The following is a 17,664-nucleotide window of genomic DNA, read 5'->3' as shown; positions in this document are numbered from 1 at the left end:
TGGACGGAACTTATCAAAGCCCAGTGAGGGCAGGAGAAGAGGAAGACCATGGTAAAGAAGTTTGTGTTTTTGGCGGGCGCAGGTGTTGGCTACCTGGTCGGCTCCAAAGGCGGCCGTGAAAAGCTGATGCAGCTGTGGAATGACCCGAAGGTGCAGGAGACCGTGTCCCACGGCACCGATTGGGCGAAGGAGAAGGCTCCGGGCCTGCAGGACAAGGTCACGGGCGTTGCCAAGGACGCCGCATCCAAGGTCACCGGCTCCAGCAGCTCCGGCTCCGGCAGCTCCAGCAGCACCGAGTCCGCCTCCACCCCGACCACGGGTTCTTCGGCGGCCGGCAGCACGGGAACCAACGGTTCCTACACTTCCGGCGGCGAGCAGAAGATGTCTCCGGCTGAACCGCAGCCCGAGGCCTAAGCGGAAAAGCAGGTAGGCACCGGACGGGTGGGGAGCAATCCCCGCCAGTCCGGTGCTTTTTTGTTCCCCTTGCCCGCTGTGCAGCCGTTTCAACCGCTGGCAAAGTCCCACCCAAAAAGCGGAACCCGCACGGCATGGTGCACGTTGGGTAGGGAGGGCACACGGGGGGAGCGCACGACGGCGCCGGCGGGCCTGGACGTTCAACGTCCCGGGAAAGAAAACCTCCGCCCGACCGTAGATGGGAATAGTACGCAACGGTACGACCGTTATCTTCGGCTAGTATCGAGTGCCCCGGGAATAACACAACTACGGATTTGGAGTGTGAGCCGAGAAAATGGCTACAGATTATGACGCGCCGCGCAAGACTGAGGAAGAGGCCGGTCCGGCTTCGATTGAAGAGCTTCAGGCCCGGCGCAGCGACAAGCAGTCTGCCGTAGTTGACGTGGATGAAACCGAGGCAGCCGAGGGATTCGAACTGCCCGGCGCAGACCTGTCCGGCGAAGAACTGCTTGTACGTGTGGTGCCGCCGCAGGAAGACGAGTTCACCTGCAACTCCTGCTTCCTCGTCCGGCACCGCTCCCAGCTGGCCGTGGAAAAGAACGGCCTGGCCTACTGCAAGGACTGTGAAGGATAACCACACGTAACTTCAGCCGCCGTCCCGCCAGGGTGCGGCGGCTGCCTGTTTAAGGCCACCGACCCGGAGAGAGGACGCGCGGATGGACGGAACGACGACGGCGGTCCTGCTGGCTGCCGGAGCCGGGAAACGCCTCGGGCACGGACCGAAGGCGCTGCTTCCCTTTCGCGGCAGGCCCCTGATCGAGCATCAGGTCCGGGTCCTCCTTGCCGGCGGGTGCACCAGGGTGGTCGCGGTGCTGGGTGCCGGACACTCGGAGGTTTTGGCCGCCGCCCGGCTGCAGAACACGGAAGTGGCGGTGAACCCCCGCTGGGACCTCGGGATGGGCACCAGCTACCGCTGCGGGGTCCAGGCGGCGCTGGCACACGGCCCCGCGGCCGTGCTCGTAGCCCTCGTGGACCAGCCCGGCCTGAGCCCGGCGGTGGTGGCACGCGTCCTCGCCGCTGGGCAGCCCGGCAGGATCGCCGCTGCAGGGTACCGGTCAGCCGAAGGCCGGCTGCGCCGCGGGCACCCCGTTCTGTTCGATGCTTCCCTGGCCGTGCAAAGCCTGGGTCCGGATGCCGGCTATTCCGCTGCTGAACATGCACGGAATGGAAAGCAGGCCGTGGATCCGGATACCGGCGCCCGTTCCTTCCTCGAAGCCCATCCGGAGCTGCTGGACGTCATCGACTGCTCGGATCTGGCCGACGGGCGCGACGTGGACACCGAGGGTGACCTTGTCCTGTTAGACTGATGGCTTCGTAGGGGAGTATCCCGATACGCCGATATCCGTCAACACGTGGAGCACCGACGCTCCGCCGGGTTCAGCGGTCAGTCTGTTCAGACTGGCGGGAGAGACCTATGCTCCTTTGGCGTACCCTACGAAAGCAGACATCTCATGACTGTTTCCCCCTTGGTCTGGGGAGTGACCATTGTGGTCATCCTGGCCCTTCTGGCCTTTGATTACTTCTTCCACATCCGCAAGGCGCACATCCCTACGTTGAGGGAAGCGGCCATTTGGTCCTCCATCTACGTAGGCCTCGCCGTAGTCTTCGGCGGTGTTGTCTGGGTCCTTGGCGGAGCCCAGATGGGCACCGAGTATTTCGCCGGGTACATCACCGAGAAGGCGCTTTCGGTAGACAACCTGTTTGTCTTCCTGATCATCATGGCGAGCTTCCGCGTTCCGCGTGAAGACCAGCAGAAGGTCCTGCTCTTCGGCATTGTGTTCTCCCTGATCGCCCGTACCGCGTTCATTCTTCTCGGTGCCGCGCTGATCAACTCCTTCTCCTGGGTCTTCTACATCTTCGGCCTGATCCTGCTGATCACGGCGGGCAACCTGCTCAAGCCGGAAAGCACGGAGGGCGATGACGAAGCCAACAACTTCATCATTCGGCTGGCCCGCAAGATCTTCCACACCTCGGAGAACTACGACGGGGACAAGCTGTTCACCATGGAGAACGGCAAGCGTGTCCTCACGCCGATGCTCCTGGTCATGGTGGCCATCGGCGGCACCGACATCCTCTTCGCGCTGGACTCCATCCCGGCGATCTTCGGCCTGACCCAGAACGTCTTCATCGTCTTCACCGCCACGGCGTTCTCGCTGATGGGCCTGCGCCAGCTCTACTTCCTCATCGACGGCCTGCTGGACCGCCTGATCTACCTCAGCTACGGCCTGGCAACCATCCTGGCCTTCATCGGCGTCAAGCTGGTCCTGCACGCCCTGCATGAGAACACGCTGCCCTTCATCAACGGCGGCGAGCATGTCTCGGTCATCGAGATCACCACCGGTCTCTCGCTCTCCGTCATCGTGGGCGTCCTCGTCGTGACCGTCATTGCGTCCCTGGTCAGTCCCGCGGGCAAGGCGATGACTGCGGTCAACAATGCCCGCCGCCACGCCGATGCCTACCTGGACCTGCACTACACAGCCGATCCCACCGAGCGGGAGCGGGTCTACAAGGCCCTCTGCGACGAAGAGCAGGACATCCTGAAGATGGACCTCAAGTACCGCGACAAGGTCAAGGACATCGAGGAGATCCGCGAAACCGTTGCCCGCGCACACAGCGAGCACGAGCGGTACCTCTCCCGCTAGCGGATAAGCCGGCGCCTATCGGCCGGCGAAACCGGGGCATCCCCGGCAGCCACCAGGCTGCCGGGGATGCCCCTCGCAGTTAACAGTGGTTCCAGCTCGCCCCGCGCCGGCCCGCCCCGACGCCCAGCCCCGGCCCTGGTGTTCAGCGACCGGTCCGGTGCGGCACCGGGGCCTTCGGCAAGGCACCGGAACGCCGTACCGCTGAACCGAGGCACGCTCCGGCGACCAAAGCTCCCAGCCCTCCGGCGGCCAGATCCGTCATGGTGTCCGCATAACCGACGTTGATTCCTGCATCCACGTACGTGTGGCCCCACCATTCACCGATCTCCCACAGCACGCTCATTCCCAGCCCCACTGCAAGCACCAGCAGCGGAACCACCAGGGGCAGCGACCGCGACGCCCGGTGCGGACGCCGAACGGCGGGAACCGCGCCAAACTGCACCAGCAGGAAATAGGCGATGACGGCGAGGGTGCCGGTGGCGGCACAGTGGATGGCGAGATCCCACCACGGGATATGGGCGTACAGGTCCGCGACGCTGCTCCAGGCCGCAGTCAGCAGCACCAGTCCGAACACGGTGTCGAAGCCGGCAAAAACTGCCAGTGCTCGGGAGACCAGAAGTCCCAGCAGCACCAGCAGGAACAGTGCCGTTTCCACCGGTCCCAGCAGTACCAGGGCCGCTGCAACGCTAAGCACGGCAAGCGCACGGACCGTATCGGCGAGGTATTCCTTCCGGGTCTCCGGCGGGCGGAGCAGCGCGTCAATCACCCTCCCACGGTAGCCCTGCACCTCCCGCGGAAGCAGCGTTCACCGAAAACCGGCGGGGGTGCTTCCGGCCCCGCGCTAAACTCAGCCCATGCCTTCCGAGCTTCCGGCAGTGTCCGTGGTTATCCCGTGCCGAAACGACGCAGCCCTTCTGGAAGCCTGTCTGCTGTCACTGGCCCGGCAGACCGTGCCGCCCCGGGAGATAGTGGTGGTGGATAACAACAGCAGCGATGCCAGCGCCGAGGTTGCCCGGCGGTTCGGCGCCAGGGTGGTTTACGAGCCGGTTGCGGGCATCCCGGCCGCGGCCAGTGCCGGGTACGACGCCGCCGCGGAGGAGCTGGACGAGGTGTCCGTCATTGCGAGATGCGACGCCGACTGCGTCCTTCCAGCCGACTGGATTGCCCGCATCAGGGAAGCCTTCGCCGCGGATCCGCAGTTGGAAGTGCTCAGCGGTCCCGGTGTTTTCTACGGCCTGCCCCGCGTGCCCGCGCTGCTGTTGTCCCGGCTGTATCTGGGGTCTTATTACCTGGCCATGGGCGCGGCCCTGGCCCACTGGCCCTTTTTCGGCTCCAACCTGGCGCTGCGTGCGGGTTCGTGGCGTGAGGTCAGCGGCGAGGTGCATCGAAACGATGCCCAAATGCACGACGACGTGTGCCTCAGTTTCCACCTCGGCCAGGGACGGCGGTGTCGCCTGGACCCGAACCTGGTTGTGGGGATGGCGCCGCGGGCGGTGCAAAGCCGGACCGGGCTGGCCCTGCGCTTCCGCCGGGCCTTCCATACCCTGGCCGGTCACTGGCCCGGGGAATATCCCTGGGTCCGCTGGAGCAGGAGGTTCAGGGGTAGAGCAGGGGCAGCTGCAGCACCAGCCAGGGGCTGAAAGCCCACGGCGTCAGCCGCACGGCCGGAACCAGCTGCGCCGGATCGGCCCATTCCCAGTCCATGACCTCGTCCTCGGCCGGGACCGGATCGGCGTCGGCCACTGCGGTGTAAACAGGGCAGATTTCGTGCTCAACAATCCCGGAGGCATCCACTGCCCGGTAGCGGAAATCCGGAAGCTTCAGCGTAAGGTCCCGCACTTCGAGCCCGAGTTCGCGCCGGGCACGCCGGCTTACCGCATCCTCGGTGGCTTCTCCGGGGCCGGGGTGGCCGCAGAAGGAATTGGTCCACACACCCGGCCAGGTCAGCTTGGACAGGGCCCGCCGGGTGACCAGCAATTCGCCGCGGGTATTGAAGACGTGAGTGGAGAATGCCAGATGCAGCGGTGTGTCGGTGGTGTGCACGCCGGCTTTGTCCTGCGTGCCCAGGGGTCGGCCTTCATTGTCGACGAGAACCACCAGTTCTGGGCTGTCCGCCATTTCTTCCCCTTGTCCCATACGTGTTTACTTTACCTATGGAAACGCACCCCCCGCTCGACCTGGCTGCCGGGGAGGACCAGGTCGAGACCGTCCTGCGGCAGTTCTTCGAACAAGCCAAGGACCGGGCGGCGAAGCTGGGCCCGGCGTACCTGTCCCTCTGGCAGATCCTGGAAAACGCCGCGGCAGGAGGCAAACGGTTACGGCCGCGGATCCTCCTGACGTCCTACCTCAGCCTCGGGGGCACGGACCGCGACGCCGCCGCCCGTGTTGGTGCAGCCTTTGAACTGCTGCACACGGCGCTGATCATCCATGATGACGTCATTGACCTCGATTTCACCCGGCGCGGCCAGGAAAACGTCTCCGGCATCTACCGCGGGCTGGCGGCCGCTGCCGGCGTCGAAGAACGCGCAGCACGGCACCGGGGACTGTCCGCGGGGGTGATTGCCGGGGACCTCGCGCTGGCCGGAGCCTTCCGCCTGCTGGACCGCGTAGCGGTAGGTGCCGAGGTGCGGCTGCGCCTGGCCGACATCCTCGACGAAGCAGTATTTGCCTCCGCCGGCGGCGAACTGATCGACGTGGATCTGTCCTTCCAGCCAGGCGCCCCGCCCATCGACGAAGTCCTGCAGATGGAACGCCTCAAGACCGCTGTCTACTCCTTCGAGGCCCCGCTGCAGGCAGGCGCGGTGCTGGCGGGGGCACCGGACGACGTCGTCGACGTCCTGGGTCTCTACGGCCGGGACATCGGGATTGCCTACCAAGTGGTGGACGACCTCCTCGGCGTTTTCGGCACCGAAAGCACAACGGGCAAGTCCAGCTTCTCGGACCTGCGGGAGGGGAAGCGCACCGCCCTGGTCTCCTATGCGGCGGGAACCCCTGAATGGGAAGAGCTTTCGGCGCTGCTGGGCAGCCCTGCCCTGACCGGGCCGGATGCAGCCCGGGCACGGGAACTGCTGAATAGCTGCGGAGCCCGGAACTACGCGCGGGGCCTGGTCCTGGAATACGCCGAGCGGTCCCGGCAGCACCTGCAGTACCCCGCCATACCGCCGTCCCTGCGTGCCGCACTGTCCGCAGTGACCGACGACGCCGTGAACCGGGGACGGTAGCCTGTGGCAGCACAGCAGGGCCTCGGCCTCTACAACACCGTCGCGCGGCAGGCCTCAGCCGTGCTGATCCGGTCCTATTCGACGTCGTTCGGGCTCGCATCCCGGCTGCTGCCGGCCCGGACCCGGATGCAGATTGAGACCATCTACGCGCTGGTCCGGCTGGCGGACGAGATTGTCGACGGCGTGGCGGCAGCGGCCCTGGTGTCCCGCAGGGAGATCGGCGGGCTGCTGGACGAGTTGGAAACGGACACGGAACGTGCCCTGCGCACCGGCTACAGCGTCAACCTGGTGGTCCATGCCTTTGCGCTGACGGCGAGGGAAACCGGAATCGGAACGGATCTCACCAAGCCGTTCTTCGCGTCGATGCGGGAGGACCTGGAACAGGCGGAACACACCGACCACAGCTTCAACGAGTACGTCTACGGTTCCGCCGAGGTGATCGGGCTGATGTGCCTGCAGTGCTTCCTCGATGAAGTGCAGGTGCCCGACGACGCGGCCAAGCAACTGCGCGAAGGCGCCCAGCGGCTGGGGGCGGCATTCCAGAAGGTCAACTTCCTGCGCGACCTCGCCCAGGACTTCGAGGCCCTGGGACGCAGCTATTTTCCCGGTGTCACCGTGGAGGCCTTCACCGAGGCGGATAAGCACCGGATCCTGGACGGCATCGACGCGGACCTGCTGGTCTCGGGGGCGGCCGTGGCGCAGCTGCCGGCAAACTGCAGGGCCGCCGTCGCGCTGGCCCAGGACCTGTTCAGTGAACTGGCCCGCAGGCTCCGCAGTACCCCCGCGGAGCAGCTGCGTACCACCCGGGTACGCGTCCCCAACCCGGTGAAGGTCCGCATCGCCGCCCGTGCGGTGCTGACCCGCCGGGTAGCAAGTCCCTCCGGTCCCCGCGTTCACAACCAATCTCCCGATGCCGCGGGAAACGAAAGGCAACCATGAGCATGCGTCCGCGCACCGCCGTCGTGATCGGCGGCGGGATCACCGGACTGGCCACCGCGGCACTGCTGGCCCGGGAAGGCCTGGAAGTCACGGTCCTGGAGAAGCAGCCGGAGACCGGAGGCCGTGCGGGCAGCTGGGAAACCGGAGGATTCCGCTTTGACACCGGACCGTCCTGGTACCTGATGCCGGAGGTCTTTGACCACTTCTTCCGGCTGTTGGGCACCTCGGCCGCCGAACAGCTGGAGCTGGTCCGGCTGGATCCGGGCTACCGGGTGCTCTTCGAAGACGTCCCCGGAGCGGTGGACGTGGCCGGCACCCGGGAAGGGAACGTGGCACTGTTTGAATCGCTGGAACCCGGGGCCGGAGCCCGGCTCGAGGAGTACCTTGAGTCCGCCGAAGAGGTCTACGGGATGGCCAGGAAGCGTTTCCTGTATTCAACGTTCGCCTCATTCCTGCCGCTGCTGCGCCCGGATGTCCTGCGCAGCGGCCCCCGGCTCGCCCGGCTGTTGCTGGAACCCCTGAGCAGCTTTGTTGCCCGGCGTTTCACGGACCCGCGGATCCGGCAAATCCTGGGTTACCCGGCCGTCTTCCTGGGCTCCTCACCCTTCACCACCCCAAGCATGTACCACCTGATGAGCCGGCTGGACCTGGCCGACGGGGTGCTTTATCCGTTGGGCGGCTTCCACCGGATAGTTTCGGTGATCTCGGATCTGGCGAGGGCCGAAGGCACCCGGGTGATCACCGGTGCCGAGGTCACCCGGATCCGCACGTCCGCGCCGTCCGGCTCCGGCCCGGGGCGGGGCCGAAACCCCTTCCGCCGCCGCAGGCCGCGTGCCGTGGGAGTGGACTACCGCGACGCCGAGGGAACGCAGATGTCGCTGGACGCGGACCTGGTGGTTTCGGCGGCGGACCTGCACCACACCGAGACCGTACTCCTGCCCGAGAGGCTGCAGACCTATCCGGAGAGCTACTGGGAGCACCGCGTCCCCGGCCCCGGAGGGCTGCTGCTGCATCTGGGGGTGCAGGGGAAGCTGCCGCAGCTGGAACACCACACCCTGCTGTTTACCCGGGACTGGGAAGCCAACTTCGAGAAAATCTTCGGCACGGACACCTCCGTCCCGGATCCGGCCTCCCTGTACGTCTGCCGTCCGAGCGCCACGGACCCCGGCGCCGCACCGGACGGACACGAAAACCTGTTCGTGCTCGTGCCGGTGCCGTCGGACCCGTCGCTGGGAGCCGGAGGGATTGACGGTGCCGGGGATCCGCAGATCGAGAAAATGGCCGACGCCGTCATTGCCCAGCTCTCGTCCTGGGCAGGTATTCCGGATCTGGCCGAACGCATCATTATCCGCCGTACCGTAGGGCCGCAGGACTTTGTCACCGACCTTAACTCCTGGCGGGGAACCCTGCTGGGGCCGGCACACATCCTCAAGCAAAGCGCATTCTTCCGCGGAACGAACGCCAGCAGGAAAGTGGAGGGACTGCTGTACGCCGGCGGGTCCACGCTGCCGGGCATCGGCCTTCCCATGTGCCTGATCAGCGCGGAGCTCGTGCTCAAGCGGCTGCGCGGAGACACCGGTACCGAGGCGCTGCCGGAGCCCGCGCCGTGGTCGGCACAGGGAGGAGCGTCGTGGCCGGCCGGCCCGGCTTCCTCCGGATGGCAGCCGGCCGGTTCGCCTTCCGCCGGGATGCCTTCCGACGAGACATCCTCCGCCGGTTCGCCTTCCGGCGGGACGGAAGCGTGATGGGGATCCTCTACCTGCTTTTCCTGCTGTTGTCCCTGGGCTGCATGGCGCTGCTGGACCACCGGTTCCGGCTGTTCTTCTTTGCCGACGCACGGCGGGCCGCCGTAGTGCTGGCGGTAGGGGTGGCGTTCTTCACCGGCTGGGACCTGGCCGGCATCGGTTCCGACATCTTCTACAGGGGAGAGACTCCGTTCATGCTGGGCCTGACCCTGGCACCGCACCTGCCGGTGGAGGAGATCTTTTTCCTGGCCTTCCTTTGTTACCTGACCATGGTGGTCTTCGGCCTGGTGCGTCTAATCGCCGGCAGATTCACCGGCCGGGCCGGGAGCCGGGCCGGAAGCCGAAATGGGAGCCGAGCCGAGAACCGTGCCGGCGGGCCGCCCGCGGGGAGCAGGCCGGCGGAGAGGACGCAGCAGTGACCTACTGGACCCTCAATGCCTTCTTCCTCGTCCCCGCGGCGCTGTCCTGCGCAACGGTCCTGCTGCGCCGGAACCGCCCGCAGCACTTTGCGGCCGCGGCAGCCGTTACCGCCGTCGTCCTGCTGGCACTGACAGCGGTCTTCGACAATCTCATGATCCGCGTGGGCCTCTTCTGGTACAACGAGGACCGTATTTCCGGAGCCTTTGCCGGCGCCGCTCCGCTGGAGGACTTTGCGTACCCGCTGGCGGCCGTCCTGCTGCTTCCCGCGCTCTGGGTACTGCTGCCCGGACGCGCCCCCGGCCCCGGTCCCGTACGTCCGAAACCGAACCCCAAGGAGCAGCCGTGAACCCCGCCGCCACCGGAACAAGGGGCACCCTGCGGATGCTGCTGGTGTCCTCGCGGCCCCTTTCCTGGGTCAACACCGCCTATCCGTTCGCTGCGGCATACCTGCTCACCACCGGCCGGATTGACCTGGCCTGGGTGATCGGAACCCTCTACTTCCTGGTTCCCTACAACCTGGCGATGTACGGCATCAATGACGTTTTCGACTACGAGTCGGATCTGCATAATCCACGCAAAGGGGGAGTGGAAGGAGCCGTATTGGACCGCGGCTTCCACCGCACCACGCTATGGGCGGCGGCCATTACGAATGTGCCTTTCCTGCTCGCCCTGGTCCTGCTCGGAAGCCCGCTGTCCTGGCTGGTGCTGGCGGTCAGCGTCTTTGCGGTGATTGCGTACAGCGCCCCCGGGCTGCGGTTCAAGGAACGCCCCTTCCTCGATTCGGTGACGTCCAGCACGCACTTCGTCAGTCCCGCCGTATACGGACTGGTCCTGGCCGGCGCGGTCTTCACGCCGGGGCTGTGGGCAGTGCTGGGTGCGTTCTTCCTCTGGGGGATGGCGAGCCAGGCCTTCGGCGCGGTGCAGGACGTGGTCCCGGACCGGGAGGGCGGCATCGGCTCCATTGCCACGGTGCTGGGTGCGCGGCCCGTGGTGTGGCTGGCCGCAGCGGCGTACCTGGCTGCGGGGCTGCTGATGCTCTTCATCCCGTGGCCGGCGGTCCTGGGCTGCCTGCTGGCCCTGCCCTATCTCCTCAACCTGGTTCCGTTCCTGCGGATCACCGACGCCGGCTCCGCGGCGGCCAATGCCGGTTGGAAACGGTTCCTGAAGCTGAACTTCCTCACCGGCTTCCTCGTGACCATGCTGATCATCTGGTACTGGCCGTCCCGGTAACCTGCCTATCCCTCGCGGTGGAGGGGCGCGGCGGGCGGTGCGGGGCGCGGACCGCGGTTTGCTCCGGTTTGGGAAAATCCGACCGGTATGGGAGATTGCTGCAGTGCGCCGTGGCAGCAGTTTCCCAAACCGGCAGCAGAAACCCCAACCGGCAGCAGGACATCCCCGAACGCACAAGCGGCCGGCCCCCGAAGGGACCGGCCGCTGCACTGTCTAAAGGGTGCTGAAGTTACTCGGCAACGCCGACGAACTCGGCCTTTTCGTTGGCCGTGGTCTCGCCCTGTGCCAGGGAGAGGCGCAGCTTCTCGCCCAGGACCGCGTCAACGTTGGTCCAGTACTGGATCGCAGCTTCGCGGATGTGCGGACGCTTCACACCGGAGATGGCACCGGTGATGGTTTCCAGGAAACGCTGCTTGGCGGCGTCGTCGTAAACCTCGCGGTACAGCGTGCCGGCCTGGCCGAAGTCGCTGTCCTCGGAGTGCAGGGTCGCGGCGGAACGCACCAGTGCGCCGTCGTTCTCCCAGCTGCCCGAGCCGGCCAGCGCTGCGTCGGCCGCGGGGCCGCCCAGCGTGTTCGGAGCGTAGACCGGGGTTTCCGGGGAGTTGTAGGAGAAGCGCATGGCGCCGTCCTGCGAGTAGTTGTTAACCGGAGCCTTCGGTGCGTTGACCGGCAGCAGGTTGTAGTTGGCGCCGATGCGGTAACGCTGGGCGTCCGGGTAGGAGAAGATGCGGGCCATCAGCATCTTGTCCGGGCTAGCGTCGATGCCGGGAACCAGGTTCGCGGGGGACAGGGCAACCTGTTCGATCTGCGCGAAGAAGTTCTCCGGGTTGCGGTTCAGGGTGTGGGTACCCACCTTGATCAGCGGGTAGTCCGCGTGCGGCCAGACCTTGGTCAGGTCGAACGGGTTGAACCGGTACGTCTTGGCATCCTCGTACGGCATGACCTGCACGTGCAGGTCCCAGGACGGGAAGTTGCCGGCCTCGATGGCCTCGTACAGGTCCCGGCGGTAGTAGTCAGCGTCGGCGCCGGCAATCTTTTCAGCCTCGGCACCGGTGATTTCATGGTTGCCCTGGTTGGACGTGAAGTGGTACTTCACCCAGAAGCGCTCGCCGGCGGCGTTGATCCACTGGTAGGTGTGCGAACCGAAGCCGGGCATTTCACGCCACGACGTCGGCAGGCCGCGGTCACCCATCAGGTACGTGACCTGGTGGGCGGACTCGGGGGAGTTGGTCCAGAAGTCCCACTGCATGTCGGCATCGCGCAGGCCGGAGCCCGGCAGGCGCTTCTGCGAGTGGATGAAGTCCGGGAACTTGATGCCGTCGCGGATGAAGAACACCGGGGTGTTGTTGCCGACGATGTCGTAGTTGCCCTCGGTGGTGTAGAAACGCATCGCGAAGCCGCGTACGTCGCGCCAGGTGTCGGGGGAACCCATTTCACCGGCAACGGAGGAGAACCGCTGGACGGTTTCGGTGACGGTGCCGGGCTGGAAAACAGCGGCACGCGTGTACTTGGAGACATCCTCGGTGACTACGAACTCACCGAATGCGCCGCCGCCCTTGGCGTGCACGATGCGCTCCGGAATGCGCTCCCGGTTGAACTGCGCCAGCTTCTCGACCAGGTAACGGTCGTGAAGGGCAATGGCGCCGTCGGCACCGGTGCTCAGCGAATGGGCGTCGCTGGCAACCGGGGTACCGGTCTGCGTGGTGGTGAAGTTAGACATACTTGTTCTTTCTCTGGTGCTGGCAAAAAGGTCTAGGGGGTTCGGGGCGGGCTAGGACGCGGCTGCGGCGGCGCAGTCGGTGCAGAGCCCCCGGTAGAGCACATCCGCAATCTGGATGGTCATGCCGTGGGTATCTCCGGGGGTCAGACAGGGGGCGTGGCCGACGGCGCAGTCCACGTCCTCGATCCGTCCGCAGCCGGTGCAGACCGCGTGATGGTGGTTGTCATTCACACGGGTCTCGTACCGGGCCGGAGAGTCGGGGGTTTCGATCTTCCGCAGCAGGCCGGTTTCGGTGAGGTCCGCCAGGACAACATAAACGGACTGCAGCGAAATGTCCGGGAGCTCTGCGCGGACGGCGGCAACGACGTCGTCCGCCACCGAGTGCGGTGCGGCGTCGACGGCGCGGAGCACGGCCAGCCGCTGTTTGGTGACCCGGCGGCCGTGGGTGCGCAGTTCAGCGGTCCACCTGGCGGTGGCCTCCTCTGGTGCTGCTGTTCCGGTCATGTTCATCATCCTATTCTTATTCTGAGTTATTCATAATAAGGATCGCCTAACTTGTCCGCGCCCCGGGTACGCTGGGCCTAGATCGACTTATCGGAACACCAAGCGGAGGCACAGTGCCGGCAGCAGAAGTTCGAACCGGATACCAGCGGATAACGGTAGGGGACGCGCAGGTGGATATCCGCACCTACCGGCGCTTTGACGACGCCGGAACGCCCGACTGGCCGCAGAACCGCAGCGAGGTGGTCCTGGTGCACGGGATCGGCGCTTCGGAGCGGTACTACGGCCCGCTGATCTGGGAACTGGCGCGCACCTCGATTGTGCACACGCTGGAACTTCCCGGGTTCGGCACCACCAAGAAACCGCGCACTCAGCTGCAGATGGAGGATTTCGGGCGTATCGCCGTGCAGGCCCTCGATGCCGCCGGGATTCACGGGGCGCAGTGGGTGGGTCACTCCATGGGCTGCCAGGTGGTGGTGGAAATGGCGCTCGCCGCCCCGAAGGCTGCCTCCTCAGTGGTCCTGCTGGGACCAACCATCAACGACGCCGAGCGCTCGGCCCCGCTGCAGGCGCTGCGGCTGCTGCAGGACTGCCTGGGCGAACCGCCGGCGGTCAACTACATCCTGGTTACCGATTACCTGCGTGCCGGCCCCCGCTGGTACCTGTCCACGCTGCCCGTGATGATCCGCCACCGGCTCGAGGAACGGATCGGAGAGGTGAAGCCGCCGGTCCTGCTGGTCCGCGGCGGCAAGGATCCGGTGGTCCGTGCCGACTGGCTGGCCCGTCTGGCTCTTGCCCGCCCCGGTGCGGTGACGGCGGAAATCCCCGGACAGCCGCACGTGATGATGTACACCCGTCCCAAGGAAACCGCTGCCCTGCTGCGCACGGCGGCCGCTGTCCAGTGACCTCTCCACGCCCGGGGGTCCGTCCGCGCAGGCAGGGGCGGATCTTCCGGTGGGCGCGCCAGGGGCGGGGCTGGGCCTCGGACTATCTCTACGTGGCGTACTGGCAGGTGCACGGTTTCGTCTTCCGGCGGGACCCTGCGGCGTACCTGCATCCGGAAGGCGAGGTGCGGGCTCCGGTGGTGCTGATCCCCGGCGTCTACGAGAACTGGCAGTTCCTGCGTCCGCTGGCCGATTACCTTTACGAGCGCGGACATCCGGTGCACACCGTGGCCCCGCTGGGCTACAACCGGGGTGCGGTCAAGGACATGGCCGTGCTGGTGGAACGCTATCTTCAGGAACAGAACCTGCAGGGCGTCCTGGTGCTGGCGCACAGCAAGGGCGGCCTGATCGGCAAGCACCTGATGACCCTGCCGGACGGCGGGGCGCGGGTGGACCGCATGATTGCCGTCAACACGCCCTTCTCCGGCTCGGTCTATGCCAACCTGTTTCCGCTCGCCTCGATCCGTGCCTTCTCACCGCGGGACCCGTTCCTGCGCCGGCTGCTGCGCAACGAGGACGTAAACGCCCGGATCACCTCCGTCTACAGCAGCTTTGACCCGCATATTCCGGCCGGAAGCCACCTGGCCGGAGCGCGGAACATCCAGCTGCAGAGCATGGGCCACTTCCGACCCATCGGTGACTCCCGGCTGCTCGACGTGCTGGAGCAGGAACTCGACGACGCCGGGCCCCGGGGCGGGACAGCCTAGGAAGCCCCGCGGGCAAGCGCCTGTTCCACGGCAGCTGCCGAACCGTCCCGCCACGGCTCCCCGTGGCCGGTGAGCAGCAACGGCGCGTTGGCCTCGGCCAGCAGGGACAGCGAGGCGAGCGCCTGGGTGCTGTCGGCCGTGGCCGCACCGGAAACGATCTGCGGTCCTTTGGCGCCGGTGTAGGGATCGAGGGTAACCAGGGAGTCGCCGCTGATGAGGGTGCCGCGGTCCGGATAGTGCAGCGCCACGTGCCCGGCGGTATGTCCGGGCGTGTACAGGATCCGCGGCCTGCCCGGCAGGGCGTCGCCGGAATCCGTGGTCAGGCTGTGCACATCGGTCACTCCGCGCACGTTCAGCGCTCCGGCGAGGGTCATTGCGCCCAGGACGGGGACCGACTTGGGATAGCGCAGCGGATACAGGAACCGGTTGGTCTCGTGCCGGTAGCGGTAGGGGTGTGCGGCAATGTACCGGTCGGCGGTGTGCACCAGAATGGGCGTGCGGTACTCCTGCCGCAGCCGGGCAGCAGTTCCCACATGGTCGAAATGCGCATGCGTGAGCACCAGGGCACGGATATCGCCGGGGCCGTAGCCCAGCTCGTCCAGCGCGCCGGTCAGGTGCGGCCACATCCCCGGCAGGCCGGCGTCGATCACTGCCACACCGTCGTCGTCCTCGACCAGGTAAACGTTCACATGGGCATGCTCAAGGCGGTGGATTCCATCGGCAACGTTGCGGGTAAACACGGCGGCTACTCCTTCGGCGGGATGCGGGCGAATCGATATCGTCCCATCCTAAGCATGCTTTCTATTGCCGTGCGCGTGTGGCGGCCCGGATCCGAGCCGGCGGGACCCTAGACTGCTCTGGTGCCAAGACTGCTCGCTGACCTCACCCCACTGCGCGAAAGCCCCGAATTCCGCCGGCTCTGGACCGGAACGGCGCTCTCCGCCGTCGGCACGCAGCTCACTCTCGTGGCGGTCAGCCTGGAAGTCTACGAACTGACGGAGTCGAGTTTCAATGTCGGGCTGCTGGGCCTGGTAGGCCTGGTTCCGCTGGTCCTGGCCGGACTGTACGGCGGATCCGTGGTGGACGCGTACGACAGGCGCAAGGTGGCACTGTTCTCGTCGGGACTGCTTTGGCTGAGCACCATCGGGATAGCAGCCCAGGCCTGGGCCGGGGTGGGCAACGTCTGGCTGCTGTACTTCCTCGTGGCAGTCAACGCCGGCGCGGGCGGGCTGAACCAGCCGGCGCGCAGCGCCATCATTCCCCGCCTGGTCCGCCCCGAGCTGCTGCCTGCCGCCAATGCGCTGAGCATGATGACCTTCGGCCTGGCCATGACTGCGGGGCCGCTGCTGGCCGGGGTGCTGGTGGCCCGGGTGGGCTACGGGTGGACCTACACCATCGACGTGGTTACCTTCACTGCCGCCATGTGGGCGCTGTACCGGCTGGCACCCATGCCGCCGGTGGGCAAGGTGCAGAAGGCCGGGCTGGGGTCCGTGCTGGAGGGATTCCGGTTCCTGGGCACCCGGCCCAATATCCGCATGACCTTTGTGGTGGACCTGTGCGCCATGGTGTTTGCCCAGCCGCGTGCGCTGCTTCCGGCCATCGGGGCGCTGATGCTCGGCGGCGGCGCGACCACGGTGGGTGTGCTGCTGGCGGCCACCGCCGTGGGTGCCTTCCTCGCCGGGCTGTTTTCCGGGCCGCTCGGGCTGGTGCGCCGACAGGGCCTGGCGGTGCTCTGGTCCGTTGCCGCCTGGGGGCTGTCGGTGACGGCATTCGGCGTCGTGGTGGTCCTGGCCGGACACAACGACGGCGCGGTCCCGTCCCGGTGGCTGATCCCGGCGGCCGCGGCGATGGCCTGCGCCGGGATTGCCGATTCCATCAGCGGCGTCTTCCGGTCCACCATCCTGCAGTCCGCCACCCCCGATGCCATGCGCGGCAGGCTGCAGGGTGTGTTCGTGGTGGTGGTGGCAGGCGGGCCGCGGCTGGGGGACCTGGTGGCGGGCATGGACGCCTCCCTGGTCGGGGAGGGGTGGGCGGCAGTGTTTGGCGGACTGATCTGCCTGGCCCTGGTTGCGGTGCTGGCACGCACCCAGCCACGGTTCGCCCGGTACGACGCCCAGCATCCCGAGCCCTGAGCCGCCGCGGAATCCGGAACAGTCCTGCGGAGTTAAACGTTGAAGTATATGGATTCGAACTGCCCTAAGGGGCCCGTGTGAAAGGACCTTGTACCCGTGCACCGACATTTCAACGGCCTCAAGACCGCAGCCCTCTTCGGCGTGCTTTTCGCCGTGCTGCTGGGAATCGGGGCCCTGCTTTCAAGCGGAACCGGAAGCCCGGCGTTTATCTGGGTCTTCCTCGTGATCGGCCTTGCCACCACTGCCTACAGTTACTGGAACAGCGACAAGCTCGCCATCAGGGCAATGCGCGCCGTGCCGGTTACCGAGGCGCAGGCCCCCGAGATGTACCGCATTGTCCGCGAGCTTTCGCTGCAGGCCGGCGAGCCCATGCCGCGGCTCTACGTATCGCCTACCATGGCGCCCAACGCCTTCGCCACCGGCCGCAACCCGCAGCATGCGGCGGTGTGCTGCACGCAGGGCATCCTGGCGCTGCTGAACGAGCGTGAACTGCGCGGCGTGCTCGGCCATGAGCTGATGCACGTGTACAACCGCGACATCCTCACCTCGTCGGTGGCCGCCGCCATTGCCGGCGTGATTACCTCGCTGGGACAGTTCCTGCTCTTCTTCGGCGGCGGCGACCGGCGCAACGCCAACCCGCTGGCCATGATCGCCATGGCGGTCCTGGCACCGCTGGCCGCTTCGCTGATCCAGATGGCAATTGGCCGGACCCGCGAGTACGACGCCGACGAAGACGGCGCGAAGCTGACGAATGACCCGCTGGCGCTCGCTTCCGCCCTGCGCAAGCTGGAAACCGGAACGCAGCGCGCGCCGCTGCCGGCCAATGACCAGAAGCTGGCGAACACCTCGCATCTGATGATTGCCAACCCGTTCCGCGCCGGCGTGCGCGGCCTGCTGGCCACCCACCCGCCCATGGCGGACCGCATCCAGCGGCTGGAGCGCATGGCCGGCCGTGCACTGGACGTCTAGCCGGAACCTGACCGGCCCCC

20 protein-coding genes are annotated in these 17,664 nt (G+C 66.7%); 15 read left to right on the top strand and 5 right to left on the bottom strand.

From position 1 onward, the window contains the following. Window positions 1-48 precede the first annotated feature (48 nt). The 4 genes from LOC60_RS02360 to LOC60_RS02345 all read left to right on the top strand — a co-directional run bounded on the left by LOC60_RS02360 (window position 49) and on the right by LOC60_RS02345 (window position 3,116). Complete coding sequence (locus tag LOC60_RS02360; protein WP_230021467.1) at window positions 49-414, top strand: hypothetical protein; 366 nt, start codon at window positions 49-51, stop codon at window positions 412-414. Window positions 415-748: 334 nt separating this feature from the next. Further along, a complete protein-coding gene (locus tag LOC60_RS02355) occupies window positions 749-1,048 on the top strand; it encodes a DUF4193 domain-containing protein (RefSeq protein ID WP_146360892.1) in 300 nt (99 codons plus the stop codon). A gap of 82 nt (window positions 1,049-1,130) precedes the next feature. Then, on the top strand, window positions 1,131-1,781 hold the full coding sequence (locus tag LOC60_RS02350; protein ID WP_230021464.1) for a nucleotidyltransferase family protein: 651 nt from the start codon (window positions 1,131-1,133) through the stop codon (window positions 1,779-1,781). 144 nt (window positions 1,782-1,925) lie between these two features. Beyond that, window positions 1,926-3,116 (top strand): TerC family protein, encoded by a 1,191-nt coding sequence (locus LOC60_RS02345; RefSeq protein WP_230021462.1) that lies wholly within the window; start codon window positions 1,926-1,928, stop codon window positions 3,114-3,116. Window positions 3,117-3,258: 142 nt separating this feature from the next. On the opposite strand, the gene LOC60_RS02340 is transcribed toward LOC60_RS02345, so the two are convergent. After that, window positions 3,259-3,882, bottom strand: a complete 624-nt coding sequence (locus LOC60_RS02340; RefSeq protein ID WP_230021455.1) for a hypothetical protein — start codon at window positions 3,880-3,882, stop codon at window positions 3,259-3,261. Between the two features lie 88 nt (window positions 3,883-3,970). Between LOC60_RS02340 and LOC60_RS02335 the strand changes: the two genes are divergently transcribed. After that, window positions 3,971-4,756, top strand: a complete 786-nt coding sequence (locus LOC60_RS02335; protein WP_230021453.1) for a glycosyltransferase family A protein — start codon at window positions 3,971-3,973, stop codon at window positions 4,754-4,756. On the opposite strand, the gene idi is transcribed toward LOC60_RS02335, so the two are convergent. Continuing rightward, window positions 4,713-5,234, bottom strand: coding sequence for an isopentenyl-diphosphate Delta-isomerase (gene idi, locus LOC60_RS02330; RefSeq protein ID WP_230021451.1), 522 nt, complete (start codon window positions 5,232-5,234; stop codon window positions 4,713-4,715). The genes LOC60_RS02335 and idi overlap by 44 nt on opposite strands. Before the next feature lie 35 nt (window positions 5,235-5,269). On the opposite strand from idi, the gene LOC60_RS02325 reads away from it, so the two are divergent. The 6 genes from LOC60_RS02325 to LOC60_RS02300 are packed head-to-tail and all read left to right on the top strand — an operon-like array spanning window position 5,270 to window position 10,671. Next, window positions 5,270-6,337: a polyprenyl synthetase family protein gene (locus tag LOC60_RS02325; RefSeq protein ID WP_230021448.1), complete on the top strand. Its 1,068-nt coding sequence runs from the start codon at window positions 5,270-5,272 to the stop codon at window positions 6,335-6,337. 3 nt (window positions 6,338-6,340) lie between these two features. Beyond that, window positions 6,341-7,276, top strand: a complete 936-nt coding sequence (locus tag LOC60_RS02320) for a phytoene/squalene synthase family protein (RefSeq protein WP_230021446.1) — start codon at window positions 6,341-6,343, stop codon at window positions 7,274-7,276. A 2-nt stretch (window positions 7,277-7,278) separates the two neighbouring features. After that, window positions 7,279-9,021 carry a phytoene desaturase family protein gene (gene crtI, locus LOC60_RS02315; RefSeq protein ID WP_230022806.1) on the top strand — a complete coding sequence of 581 codons (1,743 nt, stop codon included), beginning with the start codon at window positions 7,279-7,281 and terminating at the stop codon, window positions 9,019-9,021. Then, window positions 9,021-9,440, top strand: coding sequence for a lycopene cyclase domain-containing protein (locus LOC60_RS02310; protein ID WP_230021444.1), 420 nt, complete (start codon window positions 9,021-9,023; stop codon window positions 9,438-9,440). Before crtI ends, LOC60_RS02310 begins: the two co-directional genes overlap by 1 nt. Further along, complete coding sequence (locus LOC60_RS02305; protein WP_331460766.1) at window positions 9,437-9,787, top strand: lycopene cyclase domain-containing protein; 351 nt, start codon at window positions 9,437-9,439, stop codon at window positions 9,785-9,787. The genes LOC60_RS02310 and LOC60_RS02305 overlap by 4 nt, the downstream gene beginning before the upstream one ends. 35 nt (window positions 9,788-9,822) lie before the next feature. Then, window positions 9,823-10,671 carry a prenyltransferase gene (locus tag LOC60_RS02300; protein ID WP_230022802.1) on the top strand — a complete coding sequence of 283 codons (849 nt, stop codon included), beginning with the start codon at window positions 9,823-9,825 and terminating at the stop codon, window positions 10,669-10,671. Between the two features lie 229 nt (window positions 10,672-10,900). Here LOC60_RS02300 and LOC60_RS02295 read toward each other — a convergent pair whose 3' ends face one another. Further along, on the bottom strand, window positions 10,901-12,391 hold the full coding sequence (locus LOC60_RS02295; RefSeq protein ID WP_230021442.1) for a catalase: 1,491 nt from the start codon (window positions 12,389-12,391) through the stop codon (window positions 10,901-10,903). A gap of 51 nt (window positions 12,392-12,442) precedes the next feature. Then, window positions 12,443-12,895, bottom strand: coding sequence for a Fur family transcriptional regulator (locus LOC60_RS02290; protein WP_230021440.1), 453 nt, complete (start codon window positions 12,893-12,895; stop codon window positions 12,443-12,445). A 113-nt stretch (window positions 12,896-13,008) separates the two neighbouring features. Between LOC60_RS02290 and LOC60_RS02285 the strand changes: the two genes are divergently transcribed. Both LOC60_RS02285 and LOC60_RS02280 read left to right on the top strand, forming a co-directional pair. Then, entirely contained in the window at window positions 13,009-13,797 is a 789-nt protein-coding gene (locus tag LOC60_RS02285; protein ID WP_230021438.1) for an alpha/beta fold hydrolase, read from the top strand. Next, window positions 13,794-14,543: an esterase/lipase family protein gene (locus tag LOC60_RS02280; protein WP_230021435.1), complete on the top strand. Its 750-nt coding sequence runs from the start codon at window positions 13,794-13,796 to the stop codon at window positions 14,541-14,543. Before LOC60_RS02285 ends, LOC60_RS02280 begins: the two co-directional genes overlap by 4 nt. Here the strand turns inward: LOC60_RS02280 and LOC60_RS02275 are convergent. Then, on the bottom strand, window positions 14,540-15,283 hold the full coding sequence (locus LOC60_RS02275) for an MBL fold metallo-hydrolase (RefSeq protein WP_230021433.1): 744 nt from the start codon (window positions 15,281-15,283) through the stop codon (window positions 14,540-14,542). The genes LOC60_RS02280 and LOC60_RS02275 overlap by 4 nt on opposite strands. Before the next feature lie 120 nt (window positions 15,284-15,403). Here LOC60_RS02275 and LOC60_RS02270 point away from each other — a divergent pair, with 120 nt between their 5' ends. Further along, window positions 15,404-16,675: an MFS transporter gene (locus LOC60_RS02270; protein WP_230021430.1), complete on the top strand. Its 1,272-nt coding sequence runs from the start codon at window positions 15,404-15,406 to the stop codon at window positions 16,673-16,675. Between the two features lie 96 nt (window positions 16,676-16,771). Beyond that, a complete protein-coding gene (gene htpX, locus LOC60_RS02265; RefSeq protein ID WP_230021427.1) occupies window positions 16,772-17,644 on the top strand; it encodes a zinc metalloprotease HtpX in 873 nt (290 codons plus the stop codon). Window positions 17,645-17,664: the final 20 nt, after the last annotated feature.

Origin of the sequence: Arthrobacter sp. zg-Y769, assembly GCF_020907405.1 — a bacterium.
Lineage (GTDB): Bacteria > Actinomycetota > Actinomycetes > Actinomycetales > Micrococcaceae > Arthrobacter_B.
This window is presented reverse-complemented; position numbering and strand designations above follow the sequence as displayed.

Coding starts and splice junctions, on each gene's coding strand:
- LOC60_RS02360 (WP_230021467.1), top strand. CDS start 49: ATGGTAAAGAAGTTTGTGTTTTTGGCGGGCGCAGGTGTTGGCTACCTG.
- LOC60_RS02355 (WP_146360892.1), top strand. CDS start 749: ATGGCTACAGATTATGACGCGCCGCGCAAGACTGAGGAAGAGGCCGGT.
- LOC60_RS02350 (WP_230021464.1), top strand. CDS start 1,131: ATGGACGGAACGACGACGGCGGTCCTGCTGGCTGCCGGAGCCGGGAAA.
- LOC60_RS02345 (WP_230021462.1), top strand. CDS start 1,926: ATGACTGTTTCCCCCTTGGTCTGGGGAGTGACCATTGTGGTCATCCTG.
- LOC60_RS02335 (WP_230021453.1), top strand. CDS start 3,971: ATGCCTTCCGAGCTTCCGGCAGTGTCCGTGGTTATCCCGTGCCGAAAC.
- idi (WP_230021451.1), bottom strand. CDS start 5,234: ATGGCGGACAGCCCAGAACTGGTGGTTCTCGTCGACAATGAAGGCCGA.
- LOC60_RS02325 (WP_230021448.1), top strand. CDS start 5,270: ATGGAAACGCACCCCCCGCTCGACCTGGCTGCCGGGGAGGACCAGGTC.
- crtI (WP_230022806.1), top strand. CDS start 7,279: ATGCGTCCGCGCACCGCCGTCGTGATCGGCGGCGGGATCACCGGACTG.
- LOC60_RS02310 (WP_230021444.1), top strand. CDS start 9,021: ATGGGGATCCTCTACCTGCTTTTCCTGCTGTTGTCCCTGGGCTGCATG.
- LOC60_RS02300 (WP_230022802.1), top strand. CDS start 9,823: ATGCTGCTGGTGTCCTCGCGGCCCCTTTCCTGGGTCAACACCGCCTAT.
- LOC60_RS02295 (WP_230021442.1), bottom strand. CDS start 12,391: ATGTCTAACTTCACCACCACGCAGACCGGTACCCCGGTTGCCAGCGAC.
- LOC60_RS02290 (WP_230021440.1), bottom strand. CDS start 12,895: ATGACCGGAACAGCAGCACCAGAGGAGGCCACCGCCAGGTGGACCGCT.